The sequence below is a fragment of the Oceanobacillus polygoni genome, assembly GCF_008304605.1.
GTDB classification, from domain to species: domain Bacteria; phylum Bacillota; class Bacilli; order Bacillales; family Amphibacillaceae; genus Oceanobacillus; species Oceanobacillus polygoni.
The window spans coordinates 138,021-154,867 of the sequence record NZ_PIJY01000024.1; the positions used below are offsets into that span (position 1 = coordinate 138,021).

The window sequence follows — 16,847 nt, forward strand, 5'->3', positions numbered from 1 at the left end:
TGTAGTAATGAATATTCTTGTGTTGAAAATGGGTGGTAGTGTATTAGCAAAGCTTCCAGACTCCTTTTATGAAACGGTTGTAGCTTTAAAGAAACAGAACATATGTGAGCCGATTATTGTTCATGGTGGTGGTCCTGAAATTAATAAAGCATTAAAAGAACTTCATGTTGAGAGTAAATTTGTTGATGGATTACGCGTCACGACGAAGGAAGTATTGGATGTTGCTGAGATGGTAATGAGCGGTTCGATTAACAAGAAAATCGTAGCTAATCTACAAAAGCAAGGTGGTACAGCAATAGGCATGAGTGGTGTTGATTGCAAGCTTCTTCAGGCGGTACCTATTGATCCGGAAGGGAAGTTAGGCTTAGTAGGTCAGGTGGAACAAGTGAATGTGTCATGGCTTGAAACAATCATGGAGCATGGTGCGATTCCAGTTATTTCACCGATTAGTATCGATGAATTTGGTGAGCGCTTAAATATAAATGGCGATATGGCGGCGGCAGCAGTTGCCGAGGCCTTAAAAGCCAAGTTAGCCTTAATCAGTGATATTCCAGGCGTAATGGAGAACGTATCTGGAAAAGAAATCGTACATGATCAATTAACAAAAGAAGAGATTGAAGAAAAAATAGCTTCCGGCGTTATTTATGGTGGGATGATTCCGAAAGTTCGTTCTGCCTTAAAGAGTTTATCTGGAGGAATCCAGGAGTCGGTTATTTTAAATGGTTTAGCACCAGAAGATATAAAAAAGTATATCGAAGGAAAGCAAGCAGGAACGAAAGTAGTCATGAAAAAGGAGGAAGAGCAGCATGTCTGAAGCTATGATTCAACAAACAAATCAATCTGTTATGCATACATACCAACGCTTTCCACTAACAATTGCCAAGGGAAAGGGAAGTTATGTCTGGGATCAAGAAGGGAATAAATATTTAGATTATACTTCTGGAATTGCGACTTGTAATTTAGGGCATGTTCCGGATTCAGTTCATCAAAAGTTAAGTAATCAGCTTGATAATCTATGGCATTGCTCGAACTTGTATGAAATTCCAGCGCAAAATGAACTTGCGGGATTATTAACAGAAAACAGCTGCTTTGATCAAGTTTTCTTCTGCAATAGTGGAGCAGAAGCAAACGAGGCGGCAATCAAATTTGCTAAAAAATATGCAAAGGACAAAGGATATACTGAGCGCACGGAAATTGTCACGTTTCATCAATCGTTTCACGGTCGTACCGGATCAACGATGGCGGCAACTGCACAAGAAAAAATCCATCAAGGATTTACCCCATTAACACCAGGGTTTAGGTACTTAACACTAAACGATGAAAAAGCACTTGCATCCTTTAATAATGGAACAACTGCAGCCGTTTTACTTGAGCTTATTCAAGGAGAAGGTGGTATAAATGCGGTAGAACAAGAGTGGATTGAAAAGCTTTCTGCACGATGTAAAGAAGCCGACATTTTATTAATGGTGGATGAAGTGCAAACAGGTTCAGGTCGGACAGGGACACTATTTGCTTATGAGCAGTTTGGGATTGAGCCGGACGTCATGACTTTAGCCAAAGGACTTGGATCTGGTTTCCCAATTGGGGCGATGTTAGCAAAAAAAGACTGTGCTAGTACATTTAGTCCAGGTACACATGGCAGCACATTTGGGGGAAATCCATTAGCAGCAACTGCTGGTATTGCAACGTTAGAAACGATACTTCAAAAAAATATTTTAGAACAGGTTAAAGTGAATAGCAGCTGGCTGCAAGAACAGTTAGAAGCATTGCAAGCCAAAGAAGAAGTAATGGTTAGTGTGAAAGGAATTGGCTTTTTAATTGGTGTTGAATTGAAGGTAGAAGCGGCTGTATTTATTAAAGCCTTCCGAGAAAAAGGAATTCTTGTTCTCGCTGCTGGTTCTCACATATTGCGGATCTTACCACCATTAACAACGACTAAAGATGAATTGACACAATTTATCGAGGTATTTCAAGAGGTTCTAACAGAAATGAAGGGAACTAGCGTATGACAAAGGGCTATCTTGTCTTAGAAACTGGCGAAGAATTTGTTGGAGACTGGATAGGCGCTGAACAGGAGGTAAGTGGAGAGGTTGTATTTAATACGAGTATGACCGGCTATCAGGAAATGATGACAGACCCTTCCTATGCAGGTCAACTGCTCACCTTCTGTTATCCAATGATAGGGAATTATGGCATGAATACTAGCGATGATGAGAGTCAAGGATTGGCAGTTTCTGCTGTTATTGTTAGTGACGTATGTGGAGAACCAAGTCATTATCAAGCAATTACTTCTTTTTCCGAGAGATTAAAGGCTGCCAGCATTCCTGGGTTAATGAATGTGGATACCCGCGCATTGGTTGGTGTTATACGAAAAAATAAAACCGTTAACGGGAAAATCCTTTTAGAAAAGCAAAAGAATGCACACGAACTGAACTGGGAAGCTCCAGATTGGTTAGCGGTTATAAACCAAGTTTCTGTTAAGGAACCAAGGACTTATGGAATTGGACAGTACCACATTGTGTTAGTTGATTATGGCTATAAGAAATCAATTCTCGAGGAAGTGCTTACTCTAGACTGTAAAGTGACAGTTGTTCCCTTTGATACGTCATTTGAAAAAATAAAGGAACTGGAGCCAGATGGGATTTTGTTAAGCAATGGTCCTGGAGATCCAATGGCATTGTCGCATTATTTTACAGAGATAAAGCGTATAAGCGAAACGTATCCAACACTTGGAATTTGTCTAGGGCATCAGCTCTTAGCACTCGCTTATGGTGGAAAAACAAAGAAAATGGCATATGGTCATCGTGGCGGAAACCATCCAGTTAAAGATATGCAAACTGGAAAAGTGTGGATAACTTCGCAAAATCACGGCTATGTCGTAGAGGAAGCGAGTATTTCTAAACAAAACTTTAACATCTGGTTCCAGAATGTAAATGATCATTCGCTGGAAGGAATTAAACATCGCCAACTTCCGGTTCAATCCGTTCAGTTTCATCCGGAGGCACACCCTGGACCAAGTGACACAGCCTATATTTTCCGAGAATTCATTCAACAAGTTGTAGCTAATGAAGAGAAGGGAGCACAAATTTATGCCGAAGCGTAAAGCAATAAACAAAGTATTGGTGATTGGCTCTGGTCCAATTGTAATTGGTCAAGCGGCGGAGTTTGATTACGCTGGTACACAGGCATGCTTAGCTTTAAAGGAAGAAGGCATTGAGGTTGTTTTAGTAAATAACAATCCTGCAACGATTATGACAGATGACGGTGTTGCAGATCGCGTCTATATGGAACCACTCGATGTAGGTACATTGGAAAAAATTATTGCAAAAGAACAGCCTGATGGTCTAATTGGTAGTCTTGGTGGGCAAACAGGTTTGAATTTAACGGTTGAATTGTCTGATCAGGGAATTCTTGATCACTATCATGTAGAGCTATTAGGCACTTCTGTTTCCTCCATCAAGAATGGAGAGGATCGAGAATTATTTCGTCAGTTAATGATCGATATTCAGGAGCCGATTGCAGAATCGAAAATTATTCAGTCGGTTGAGGAGGGTCTAAGTTTTGTCGAGGAAATCGGATTTCCCGTTATTTTACGCCCCGCCTATACGCTTGGTGGTGAAGGTGGAGGGTTCGCCTATAGCAAGGAAGAATTTGTGGATCTTCTCAAGCAAGGACTTTCATTAAGCCCAATTCAGCAAGTACTTGTTGAAAAAAGTATTAAAGGCTGGAAAGAAATAGAGTACGAAGTAATGCGCGATGAAAACGATACATGTGTCATCGTATGTAATATGGAAAATATGGATCCAGTTGGTGTTCATACAGGTGATTCGATTGTAGTAGCACCTTCACAGACACTCTCAGATGTACAATATCAAATGCTTCGCACTGCATCATTAAAGGTTATTCGTGCGCTTGATGTTGTCGGGGGATGCAATATACAATTCGCACTCCACCCAACTTCTAATGAATATATAATTATTGAAGTTAATCCAAGGGTAAGCAGATCTTCTGCATTAGCTTCGAAGGCCACTGGGTATCCGATTGCCCGGATTGCTGCTAAATGTGCGATCGGCTATACACTTGATGAAATACTAAATCCAATAACAGGCAATACATACGCTTCTTTTGAACCTGCATTAGATTATATTGTAGTAAAGCTGCCGCGCTTTCCATTTGATAAGTTTACGGAGGCAGATCGTTCACTAGGTACACAAATGAAAGCTACGGGAGAAGTAATGGCTATTGATCGTTCGTTTGAAGGAGCGCTTCATAAAGCAATTCGATCACTAGAATTGAACTTATATAGCTTACATTTTCCTGGAATGAAACAGAAAAACACGCAAGAACTTTTAGACCTAGTTGAGATTCCAAATGATCTTCGACTTTTTGCTATATCGGAAGCATTTAAACGGAAGATCCCAATCGAAATAATTATGGAATTAACGAAAATTGATTACTGGTTCCTGCAAAAGATAAAGCGAATCATTGATGGTGAGCAAGCGTTAGCCTCGTATCAATTATCAACGATTCCATTAGATGTACTAAAAAGAGCAAAGCAATTGAATATGAGTGATCACCGAATTGCAGAATTACTTGGCACAACATCAAAGGATTTAAGAAACAAATATAAAGCGTATGGCATGCAGCCAGTCTATAAACTAGTGGACACATGTGCAGGGGAGTTTGATGCAGTTACCCCGTATTACTACTCTACTTGGCATGGTCATGATGAGGTGTTAACAAATACGAACCAAAAGAAAATACTTGTTCTTGGTTCTGGTCCAATCCGAATTGGGCAAGGGGTTGAATTCGATTATTGTTCCGTTCATGCTACGTTAGCATTGAAGAAAATTGGCTATGAAGCAGTTGTCATGAATAATAATCCAGAGACAGTTAGCACGGATTATTCCGTGGCAGATCGTTTATATTTTGAACCGTTAGCTTTAGAAGATGTGCTTGCTGTCATTGAAAAAGAGCATGTCGCAGGGGTGCTTATACAGTTCGGTGGTCAAACAGCTATTAATCTTGCGAATGAATTAAAAGAAGAAGGTGTCCACATATTTGGGACATTGCCAGAACATATTGATCAGATGGAGGACAGGGAACAATTCTATAACTTTTTGAATGCATTAAATATACCGCATATTGCAGGACATATTGTCCATGAATTGGATGAACTTCCATCGTTAGTTCATGAACTTGGCTTTCCAGTACTGATTCGACCTTCTTATGTTATCGGCGGACAATCGATGTTTATTTGCTATAACGAGAAAGAATTGTATCATTACATTACAAGAATTCAACAGGATACGAATGATCGTTGTTGGCCATTATTAATAGACCAATACTTACCTGGTTTAGAATGTGAAGTTGATGTTGTAAGTGATGGAAACGAGGTTGTTATACCAGGAATAGTGGAGCATGTTGAAAAGGCAGGTATTCACTCTGGTGATAGCATGAGTGTATTTCCGCCTGTCACATTAAGTGATGAAACGAAAGAAGCTATCGTTGAAATTGTACAAAAGATTAGTAGAAACCTACCAGTTGTTGGAATGATGAATATTCAATTTGTGATTCATCATGATACGATTTATGTATTAGAAGTGAATCCACGATCGTCCAGAACCGTTCCAATCATGAGTAAAGTAACTGGTGTACCGATGGTTGAATGGGCAGTACGAGCGCAATTAGGTACACCTTTAAAGGCAATCACAGATGAAGTTAATTTAATGAAAGAGCCGGGATATTATACCATCAAAGCGCCTGTGTTTTCTGCGAGTAAGTTAAAGGGTGTAGACCATGTGCTTGGGCCAGAAATGAAATCAACAGGAGAAATTATCGGGATAGGATATGATAAACAAGAAGCATTAAAAAAGACAACGATACGTACACATCACTTAGAAGAAATAACGAATCCAATCCGATTATTTGTCTCAATCTCGGATCGGTTGAAACAGGAGAGCCTTCCCATCATTCGTGAACTCTCTGCTCGCGGTGCGATCATTACGGCGACAGAAGGAACAGCGAAGTTTATTGAAGAAAATGGAATGGTAACAGAAAGAATTGTCAAAAGTAAAAAAGATATTCTAAATCATTGGCAGGATAATCCACCACATATTGTACTAAATATCCCGAATCAAGGAAGGGAAAAAGAAAAAATTGGCTTTTTTATTCGAGAATTAGCTGTTCGCTTTCAGGTTCCGTATTTTACAAGCCTTGAAACGCTGCGAGCATTGGTTGATGGGTTAAATCAAATTTTACAAGGGGAAGAGATATTATCTTTACAGGAGTATTTAAGTAGAAATTCCAAATCTGAACAGGTCACAACAAAATAAAGTGAAGTTCAGCAGTTGGTCCTTACGTATGGGGCTGGCTGTTTTTTTGCAACTAATACTAGATGCGAAATAATTCACCCGTAATTCTACCTATTCATCTGGTGTGGAGTTATAGATATGTAGTATAATAGTTATATTATTTTCAAATAGTTGTGAATTATGCTACGTTTAGATTTTGACTGAAATGGATGGGGGTGTTTTCGTGGCGAGTGAAAGGATTTTACTCGTGGATGATGATGCAGATATGCGAGAAATTCTTAAACTGTACCTTGAAAAGAATGGGTATGCCGTTTTTGTAGCGGAAGATGGTATTCGGGCACTTGCTGTAATTGAAGATGTAAATCCTGAATTAATTATATTAGATGTCATGATGCCGAATCTCGACGGGTTTGAGCTTTTACCAATAATCCGTAAAAATACGGATGTACCAGTATTAATGTTCAGTTCCATAGATGATGACATGAATAAAGTTCTAGGGCTTGGAATTGGCGCAGATGATTATTTGTCCAAGACAACGAATATGTCAGTAATCGTAGCAAAGGTAAAGGCACATTTAAGACGTAATCGCTCGTTAACGGAAAAGGTTAGATCTATAGAAAAGGAAAAATCCACCATACTAAACTACCCCGGACTCGAGATCAATTTAACAAGTGCGCTGGTCAAAGTAGACGGGATGATTGTCAAGCTATCAGCAAAGGAATATCAATTATTATGTATTCTGGCACAAAATCCAGAGCGTATTTATACGGTGGAGAAATTATTTGAGCTCATTTGGAGCGAGGATGGTCTAGGAGACTATCGAACTGTCATGGTGCATTTGAGTAAATTAAGGAAAAAAATCGAAAATAATCCAGATGATCCCCAGTATATTCAGACATTACGTGGTATCGGTTACAAATTTACTGATCATGCAAACTGAGGATTTCCCTCTCTTCACTTGTTATATGTTTGAGAAATAGTTGTACTTCAAATGGTGTCAACCCAATACGCTTCGCTTGTTTGATTAGATCAATCCATTCTTGATCATATACGTCAGATTTAATCAAAGTTGATTGCGTTTTATTATCCAACGAAAACCCTCCTTAGAATGCTATATAAACATAATAATAGCAACAGTATAAATTGCGTTAAAGTTTAGATGAAGTTTCATTTAAGTTTTGTTAAAGCACAAAAGCGGAAACACCCGATACCGACGTAGGGAGATGAGGGAAGTCTCGCTAGTCGCTGGGCGCTTCGTGGACGTATAGAAAACTGGGCATTCGTTAAAGGGATTTTTGCGTAAGCGTTCTTTGCTTTCTTAGAAGCCCTTATACTTTGGAGTGCAAGCCTTTAGGTGAATGCCTTAGTTGCACTTATGCAGATAGAAAAGTTTTATACTTTCCTATCTGTCAATAAAGGAGTGTGGTTTCCAATGGTTAAGCTGCCTGGTTATCGTATATTGGATATCGTGATAGAGAATGAATCCTGGAGCCTTTATAAAGCATTTTCCTTGAAAGATGAAAGAGTGGTTGCAATAAAAATAGAAAATAATCAGTCCAGAGCAGAAATAAAGCATGATTTTCATATTGCAAAGGATTTAAATACGGATTATATTTTACGACCAATCCATCTAGAAAAATATGGAGAAGATAGGTATATCATTACAGAATCTTTTCAAGGTGAAACATTAGAGGCAAGGTTAAAACGAGAAACGGATCCATTAGATTTAAGAAGTTTTCTCATGATTGCCGCAAGACTAGCTGATGTTGTTTCAAAACTACACCAAGCGCATATTATACATAAATCATTACATCCTCAAAATATACTGCTTGAATCAAGAATAAATGAAATAAAAGTAACTGGCTTTCATCACGCAACAACACTTTCCAAAGAGATGCAGCAGACCAATATAAGCCCGTATCAATTTAGAGACCAAATCGCATACATGTCTCCAGAACAAACTGGTCGAATGAATCGTGCGCTTGATTATCGTACCGATCTTTATTCTTTAGGGATCATTTATTATGAGATGATTACTGAAAGATTACCATTTGAGTTGGAACATCCTGCTGAACTTATTCATGCACACCTAGCTAAACTGCCAGAAAGTCCGAGCGTAATCAATGCAGCAATTCCAGAACCAATCTCTACGATTATTATGCGATTGTTAGAAAAAATGCCGGAGTATCGTTATCAGCATGCCATACGGTTAAAAGACGATTTAGAAAAATGTTTAAAACAGCTGGATGAAACTGGTGATATCCAAGATATTGAATTAAGTGGTCAAGAGCCCGGTCGTATTTATGAGAAATCACGAAGGCTCTATGGACGAGAGGAAATTGTCGAGCAATTAATTGAAAGCTTTTATCGTGTGCAAAAAGGAAGAACAGAACTGCTGCTAGTACCTGGTCCTTCTGGTGTCGGAAAAACTTCTGTTGTCCATGAACTGCATAAACCATTAGTGAAAGAAAAAGGATATTTCATTTCGGGAAAGTTTGTCCAATTAGAAAAGCAAATTCCTTACGCACCGATTGTACATGCATTCCAAGGGCTGCTTCGACAAATCGTATCTGAAGGACAAACAAGTATCCAACAATGGGGAAGAAGATTAAATGAAGCATTAGGTCCTTCCGCAGGTGTGATTGCTAATTTTATTCCTGAGATTAGTTGGTTAATTGGAGAGCAGGGTGATGTCCCGGATTTGCCGCCACAAGGAGTCCATAACCGTTTCAGGAATGCAATTAGAAGCTTTATACGTGTATTTGCAACGAAAGAACATCCGCTTGTGTTATTTTTAGATGACTTACAATGGGCTGATGAGGCAACGCTGGATTTACTTGATTATTTAGTAAGTAACCCTGAAGATCAGTATGTGTTAATTATTGCTGCTTATCGAGATAATGAAGTTCATATTGGTCATCCGTTTGAAGTCATGTTAACGAAGTTACACGAGAAAGATACCGACATGACTACAATTCGTGTTACAACATTACAAGTGAAGCACGTAAGGGAATGGATATATGAGTCGTTTTCTTTAGGGAATAATGACACGGAGTTTCTCGTGCAATTTATATTTCGCATAACCCAAGGGAATCCTTTTTTTATCGTACAAGTAATTCAAACACTTCTCGATGAGATAATAATTGATTTTCATATGGAGAAAGGAAAATGGATACTAAATAGGCAAGCAATGAAGCAACTTCCGATGTCAGATTCCATTATTGATTTTATTTTAAAAAGTATTAACAGATTACCTAAGGAAACAATTGCGATTTTACAGCTTGCTTCTTGCTTTGGAAACCGATTTGGTCTAAAAGCGTTAGCTGAAATAGCAAAACTAACCTATATGGAAGTTATGAAAAGTTTATGGCATGGATTAGAAGCGGGTCTCGTTATGCCAATTGATTCTAGCTATAAATGGATTTACGAAGGTGATCGTACTGGATTTGAACAGGCACACCTACCAACTTTTTTATTCGTACATGACAAGATTCAGCAAGCCTTTTACACGAGTCTTTCGAAAGAGAATCAAGAAAAAAATCATCAGCTCATCGGTCTAGAGCTTGTCGCTTTGTATGATGAGTTAGAACGTGAAGCACATATCTTTGAAATTGTGAATCATTTAAACCATAGCAGAAATCGGCTGACAGAAGAGCAGCAGTCTAATCTAGTGAATTGGAATTGGATGGCTGGTGTGCAAGCAAAAAATAGAGCTGCACCGGACGCTGCGTTGAATTTTTTTCGAGTAGGGAAAGAATTACTCACAGAAAATCGCTGGAGAAAATCCTATAACATCACCTTTAAAATAATGGTAGGCCTTGGAGAAACACAATACTTAAATCACTTGTTTGAAGAAGCGGAGCAAACCTTCGAGGAAATCCTTAAAAATGCGAAGACGATTCAAGAAAAGCTACAGGTGTATGATTTAAAGATCTTATTATATTCTCATATTCACGAGGTGGAAAGAGCGACGAACACTGTACTTGAAGGATTGAAACTTGGTGGGTGGAATTTCAAAAGCAATCCGACGAAGGTTGATGTTGCCAAAGAATATTTACTCACAAAGCTTACTCTTAAAAAGAAGAAAAAAACAGATCTACTGCAACTTCCAGCTATTAAGAATGACTTTGTACATGCTATGATGCGGACGTTAATTAATTCAAATGGCCCAATCTATCATTGGAATCAAAATTTAGCCACGATCTTAATGCTTCGTGCCCTCCGTTTAACATTAAAGTATGGGGATATGGAAAGTACAGCACTTGTGTACACGAATTATGCATTGACATTAAGCGCAGGTTCTAATAATTATGATGTGGGCTATCACTTTGGAAAGTTAGCGATGGACCAATTGGAGAAATATCAGGATACGAGTATAAAAGCAACGGTTTATTTTATTTTTGGTACCTTTGTTAACCATTGGAAACGACCAGTACGGGAAAATCTCACCTATTTAGAGCGGTCACAGCAGCTTTGTATCGAATCAGGAAACCTCCACCTTGCTGGGGCTAATGCCTCTTTTATTACAATTATTTTGTTAATAAAAGGAGATAATTTGGCAGATGTGAAAAAAGGAATTGAGCGTCAGCATGCCTTTGCAAAACATAATGAATATGTATTAGCGGATAATTTTCTAGATGAAACGATCGATTGGATTAACGTATTGTCAACAACAGATGAGCCCGTGAACTGGCATTATCCAGATTTTACAGATGATCTTTCAGCTCAAATTATACATTACACTTTAAGGCTGCAAATGACTTATTTACTTGATAACGAAAAAGAAGCAATAGCGATTATGGATAAATTAGATTCGCTTGTTAATGGGACGTTTGTTCTTATTATGACCCCTGATACTTATTTTTATCATGGTTTGTGGACGACGCGTTTAATGAGAAGAGGAAAGCTATCCAAAATCCAAGGGCGAAAAAAGCTATTTAGGAAACTAAAAAAAATGAAGATATGGGCAAAGAGCTCACCTGCTAATTATCGTCATAAGTATTTACTTTTGGGAGCTGAGTGGATGCAGATAGTTGGTAATGACAGGGCCATTTATCTTTATAATCGATCGATACGATTCGCAACAGAATCGGGTTTCCTGCAGGATATAGCAATTGGCAATCAATGTGCGGCAGAGTTTTATTTAGCTAACAAACTACCTAAATCAGCGAAACCCTACCTCGTAGATGCATCAATCAATTACTTGAAGTGGGGTGCTAAACGAGTCGCTTACCGTCTTTATCAAGCATACCCAGAACTTATTCGGAAAGAAGAGGATCGTGCATTTGCGCTTCATCTTGGTAATGAATCGTTAGACATGAATACGATATTTGAAACCTCCAAGCTAATTATGGATGAAGTCATGTTTGATAAACTACTAGAAAAATTTATGAAGCGTATGTTGGTCAATGCTGGTGCAGAGCGTGTATTTCTATTATTGAATAAGGATGATGCCCTGCAGTTGGTTGCAATAAATGATATACATGATGAGATAAAAATTTATGAACAACCAAGACGAATGGAAATGTCCAGTGATTTTTCAACAACGATTGTCCATTATGTTGCTAATACACAGGAAGCGGTTGTATTGGACGACGCTGCGAATAAGGGGAAATTTACAACGGATTATTTTATTAAACAAAAAAACGCAAAGTCCATCCTTTGTCTGCCGATTATATATCATCGCAAATTGACTGGCGTACTTTATTTAGAGAATAATAAATCAACAAATGTATTTACGAAAGAACGAGTCGTTCTGCTAACATTACTGGCTTCGCAAGTTGCAATTTCAATTGAGAATACGTACTTGTATGCAAGTTTAGAAGCAAAGGTGGAAGAGAGAACGTCATTATTAAACGCCGCAAACGAGAGATTAAAGCATGCCAATATATCCTTAGAGAATGCAGAAATGGAGCGAACTCAATTTCTCACTACTATTTCTCATGATTTACGTTCGCCAATTGCGACGATTCAAAACTATGTCGATGCAATTTTAGATGGTGTTGTTGAAGGGGAGCAGCGATCAAATTATTTACAAATTGTTAAGAAGCGTTTGACTTCACTAAATAAACTTGTTCAAGATTTGTTTGATTTAGCCCAATTTGAAACTGGGAATTTCTCGATTACGATGGATGTTGTTCCGATTGATCAATTATTTCTCCATTTATGTAATCAGTTTGAATTAGATGTTGAACTGGCTGGACTTGAATTCAAACGGGAACTCTCTATTGCTACTGAGTCTGATTATCCGTTAGTTGAAGTGGATGTACAACGGATGGAACAAGTAATGAGTAACTTAATATCAAACGCAATTAGGTACATGGAAAAAGGAGAAATTAAATTAAAGCTGTCGCTAGAAAACGAAGGAGATGCTATTATTTCTATTGCGGACGAAGGAAGTGGCATTGCTCCGTCTGATATTCCATATGTGTTTGATCAGTTTTATACAAAAGGTGTGGGAACAAAAAAAGCAGGGCATGGGTTAGGTTTAGCCATTTGCAAAGAGATTATGAATGCGCATAAAGGTAAGATTTGGGTGGAAAGTGAAGAGCAAAGAGGAACAACGTTTTATCTTTCGATGAAGGTTTTGAGAGGCAGTGAATCTGAAAAAGAGATGCATGCACTGCAGTTAGAGCAGCAGTAAACAGTCAAATCAGTGTACCCGGTGGATACACTGATTTGACTTGCTTAATAAGTATGAAAGAAAGCAGCTATTTCTCCGAGTTCCTCCACTATGAGCTCTTACTGCTTATAAATATTTTTCAAACCAACGACAGATTTGATCTAGTCTGGCTATACGCATAAGCGGGTCGCCGCTTCTGCTTAATTCATGTGTTGCTCCAGGAAAACGGACAAACTCTACTTGTTTACGCAGATGCTTTAATGTACTAAAAAGCTGCTCACCTTGTTCAATTGGGCAACGGAAATCGCGTTCGCCATGCAATATTAATAATGGTGTTTCGATATTGTTTGCGTATTTTAGAGGAGAAATATCCCAAAGCTTCGTTGGGTCATCGAGCAGGTTTACCCCATGCTCCCCCTTTGTAAAGAAATAACCAATATCACTTACACCATAAAAGCTCAGCCAATTGGAAATCGAACGCTGGGTAACAGCCGCTTTAAAACGATTCGTATGGCCGACAATCCAGTTTGTCATAAATCCACCATAGCTTCCGCCTGTAACACCAAGTCTTGTTTCATCGATAAAGCTATAGTTTTCTAATACATAGTCCACCGCATCCATTAAATCCGTATAATCCCCCTGGCCATAATTGGATCTGACCGCATCAACAAATTCCTGACCATATCCATGGCTTCCCCGTGGATTCGTATAAAGCACAACATAGCCTTTTGCTGCTAAAAGCTGCATTTCATGAAAGAAAGTTTGCCCATACATCATATGTGGTCCCCCATGAATTTCCAGGATGAATGGATATTTTTTTGTTTCATCAAAGTCGTATGGACGTAATAACCACCCTTGGATCTCCAATCCATCTTTTGTTGTAAAGGTAAGTGTTTCAGGCTCGGAGATCGCTACTTCCTGAAGAAATGCCTCATTCGCATTTGTTAATCGTTCCAGCTGTAAATCCGTGTTGAGTTGATAGAGATTACAAGGATTTGTAGGTGTACTGATTCCAAGAATAAAAGAATCGGCTTCTGGTTGATACGTAAAACTAAATACATGATTATTATTTTTATAGAGCGCTTTTAAGTTCCCATCCATTGTTGCTTGATAGAGCCCCGTGGCACCAAAGTCAGTTGCAATGAAAAATAGCCGTTTCCCGTCTACCGACCAGATAGGGCCAGTTGTCGCAGCGCCAAGTCTTGTATCACCTACCATAGCATCACCGAGTTGGATGTCCCAATCGTTGCTTAGTGAGGTTCGTTTACCAGCTGTTACATCAATTAGAAACAATTTGTTCAAAGTTGCACTGCTATATTCAAAATCATGACCGAAGCTCGCAATCGTATCACCGCGAGGAGAGAATTTGGCATTATAATAACTACTTTTGCCATTCGTCAGTTTTGTTACTTCTTTTGTTTTCAAATCGAGTGTGAACAAATCACTGAATCGTTCATAGTCGGAATCAGCATTCAAATTTGCAGTAAACAATATAATGCTCGAATCTGGTGAACTATCTTGAAAGCTGTGATCTGCATCTTCTGTCGTTAATTGTGTGAATACTTTTGTTACTAGGCTGTACTGGATAATTTGGATTTTTTTATGATCATGAAATCCGTTGGCGTCTGATTTATATTTTAATCGATCGACGACAAGTGGCTGCTTTGCATGGTTCGCTTTTTCCTTTTCTCGCTCTTCGGCTGATAATTCGTTTTGTTTTTCAATAGTTTCTCCTTTATCCAGAGAAGCATGGAAGAAGATAGACTTCCCATCTTTTGACCATGCAGGACGGAAGGTGCCATGCTTAAATGTGGTTAATTGTTTTGCTTCACCCCCAGCTTTGTTTATTAGATAAAGCTGAGAAATCCCACTGCGTGTTGATTGAAAAACTGCAATTTTCCCATCCGGTGAAAAATGAAGATTATCGTTTTTAGCATTCTTGAAAGTCCATTGGATTGCTTCATTTTCATCGAAACGTTGAAAGTAAAGCTGGGATTGATACTTATTTTCTTCATTAATTGTAGTGGAAACATATGTAAATGCTTCTCCGTCAGGTGTATATTGTGGATCACTGTATACTTCGATATTTTTTAGGTCTTCTGATTGAATCGATCGCTTGGAATGAACCATTGAATTTCCCCCTAATTTTAAATTGTTACGCATTTACGGGCTGTAATCCCCCACCATATGTGTAAGAAATTTAAAACGTGAAGGTAGGGGGGACAGCCCGTAAATATCTGATTCTGTTCAAGGCATGTAGGTTATACCCTTGTGGTACTAACATTCAGTGGGGAGGAAGAGCTCTCACCTTTGAATGAATTTTCATTTTATCGGAACTATCTATTAGTTTAAACTATTTCGGGTAACGAATCAATTAGGACATTCACTTGTTTGCTGTTCATAGAAAAAGTGACCCTAATTTGGGTCACTTAAGCATTAAACCGTATGTTTTAAATTGTTTTCTTGAATGTTTGCATCAGATACATAAGCTTCTTGTAATTGGCGCGTAATTTTGCCTGGCTTTCCATCAGCAATTTGCTGATTATCTACTTTTACAATTGGTGTAATTTCCGAAGTGCTGCTAGAAAGGAAGAGTTCATCAGCGAGACGAATCTCTTCAACTTCAAAGCTTTCCTCAATGAAGGGAATATTTAATTCATCAGCAAATCTCTCAACGGCCATTCTTACACAACCATGAAGAATCTGTTTTGTAGCAGGATGTGTATAGATTTTTCCGTCTTTTACCAGATAGACATTTGAAGAGCTGCATTCGGTTACAAGTCCATCCTTGTGGAGGATCGCTTCATAGCAGTTGTTTTCCTTAGCAGTTTGTTTTGCTAATACATTCGGTAATAGGTTTAAACTTTTAATATAGCAGTATTCCCAGCGAATATCTCTTTGTGTAATTGTATGAACACCATTTTTAAATATTTCTGCGTTTCGTGGTAGATCCCCAACATAAGCATAGATATTAGGCAGGACGTCAGCAGGAAAAATATGATCACGTGGTGCTGATCCTCGTGTCACTTGTAAATATACTTTCCCGTCTGTAGTCATCTTATTGCGTTCAAGCAATTCTAGTAACAAGTGGGTTATCTCATCTTTATCATATGGTAATTTTATTTTAATTGCCTCAGCAGATCGAATTAATCGATCCACATGTTCTTCAAGTAAATAATAAGTTCCGTTATAAATCCGGATTACTTCATATATTCCATCACCGAATTGAAGGCCACGCTCTTCAAATGGATAATGTAAATTATCACGATGTGTAAACTGGGATTGTGTCATAATAATTGGATATACAGACATACATAAAAGCCCCTTTCTTTAAGTACGGGTCCAAAGGAGGAAAGAATGGACGAAGAATTCCGTTGTCACTTTTACCATTTTGAACATCCGTTTTGAAAACCTATTCCTAGTTTATAGCCTCCACCCTATAATGTAAATAATGAATTATTAGAAATTATTTAATAAACTTTCGTCTTCAAAGCGAGGGTTTATCTTGTTATATAAATTTTTTGGCAAGAAAGAACGTAAAGACGTTCTTTCTTGCATAAGTGCAACTAAGGGATTCTCCTAAAGGATTGTCGAACGCCAAGTTTTCTAATAAAAAAATGATGAATTTGCTATTGATTTGTTAAGAAGAAGTTGTTATAATGTTATCTGTTAGCGAAAAATGAATAATGATTTGCGGGTGTAGTTTAGTGGTAAAACCTCAGCCTTCCAAGCTGATGATGAGGGTTCGATTCCCTTCACCCGCTCCATACATATGTGATAACGCAGTGTTTCGTAAAACTAGGATTACGAAGCGTTGCGTTTTTAATTTCCACTACACCCACTAAACCTCCATACTTGAATTCATCATTTTTAAAATAGTATTCTATAGATGTTGTTCAAAAGACCGGTAA

At 38.3% G+C, this 16,847-nt stretch carries 9 protein-coding genes and 1 tRNA gene; 7 read left to right on the top strand and 3 right to left on the bottom strand.

Annotation, left to right across the window (positions count from 1 at the left end):
* Positions 1-7: 7 nt before the first annotated feature.
* From argB to F1560_RS09900, 5 genes are all read left to right on the top strand, one after another.
* Positions 8-814, top strand: a complete 807-nt coding sequence (gene argB / locus F1560_RS09880; protein ID WP_149474452.1) for an acetylglutamate kinase — start codon at positions 8-10, stop codon at positions 812-814.
* The gene (locus F1560_RS09885; protein ID WP_149474453.1) at positions 807-2,009 is read left to right on the top strand and encodes an acetylornithine transaminase; all 1,203 of its coding nucleotides are present in this window, start codon (positions 807-809) and stop codon (positions 2,007-2,009) included. The genes argB and F1560_RS09885 overlap by 8 nt, the downstream gene beginning before the upstream one ends.
* Positions 2,006-3,103 carry a carbamoyl phosphate synthase small subunit gene (locus tag F1560_RS09890; protein WP_149474454.1) on the top strand — a complete coding sequence of 366 codons (1,098 nt, stop codon included), beginning with the start codon at positions 2,006-2,008 and terminating at the stop codon, positions 3,101-3,103. Before F1560_RS09885 ends, F1560_RS09890 begins: the two co-directional genes overlap by 4 nt.
* Positions 3,090-6,335 (top strand): carbamoyl-phosphate synthase (glutamine-hydrolyzing) large subunit, encoded by a 3,246-nt coding sequence (gene carB, locus F1560_RS09895; protein ID WP_149474455.1) that lies wholly within the window; start codon positions 3,090-3,092, stop codon positions 6,333-6,335. Before F1560_RS09890 ends, carB begins: the two co-directional genes overlap by 14 nt.
* A 202-nt stretch (positions 6,336-6,537) precedes the next feature.
* The gene (locus tag F1560_RS09900; protein WP_246811925.1) at positions 6,538-7,254 is read left to right on the top strand and encodes a response regulator transcription factor; all 717 of its coding nucleotides are present in this window, start codon (positions 6,538-6,540) and stop codon (positions 7,252-7,254) included.
* Here F1560_RS09900 and F1560_RS09905 read toward each other — a convergent pair.
* The gene (locus tag F1560_RS09905) at positions 7,235-7,405 is read right to left on the bottom strand and encodes an anti-repressor SinI family protein (RefSeq protein ID WP_245347628.1); all 171 of its coding nucleotides are present in this window, start codon (positions 7,403-7,405) and stop codon (positions 7,235-7,237) included. The genes F1560_RS09900 and F1560_RS09905 overlap by 20 nt on opposite strands.
* A 341-nt stretch (positions 7,406-7,746) precedes the next feature.
* Between F1560_RS09905 and F1560_RS09910 the strand changes: the two genes are divergently transcribed.
* Entirely contained in the window at positions 7,747-12,957 is a 5,211-nt protein-coding gene (locus F1560_RS09910; protein WP_187773685.1) for a sensor histidine kinase, read from the top strand.
* 105 nt (positions 12,958-13,062) lie between these two features.
* Here F1560_RS09910 and F1560_RS09915 read toward each other — a convergent pair whose 3' ends face one another.
* Both F1560_RS09915 and dat read right to left on the bottom strand, forming a co-directional pair.
* Complete coding sequence (locus F1560_RS09915; protein WP_149474458.1) at positions 13,063-15,066, bottom strand: S9 family peptidase; 2,004 nt, start codon at positions 15,064-15,066, stop codon at positions 13,063-13,065.
* A 306-nt stretch (positions 15,067-15,372) separates the two neighbouring features.
* Complete coding sequence (dat, locus tag F1560_RS09920) at positions 15,373-16,248, bottom strand: D-amino-acid transaminase (protein WP_149474459.1); 876 nt, start codon at positions 16,246-16,248, stop codon at positions 15,373-15,375.
* Positions 16,249-16,629: 381 nt separating this feature from the next.
* Between dat and F1560_RS09925 the strand changes: the two genes are divergently transcribed.
* Positions 16,630-16,703 (top strand) — tRNA-Gly (locus F1560_RS09925).
* Positions 16,704-16,847 lie beyond the last annotated feature (144 nt).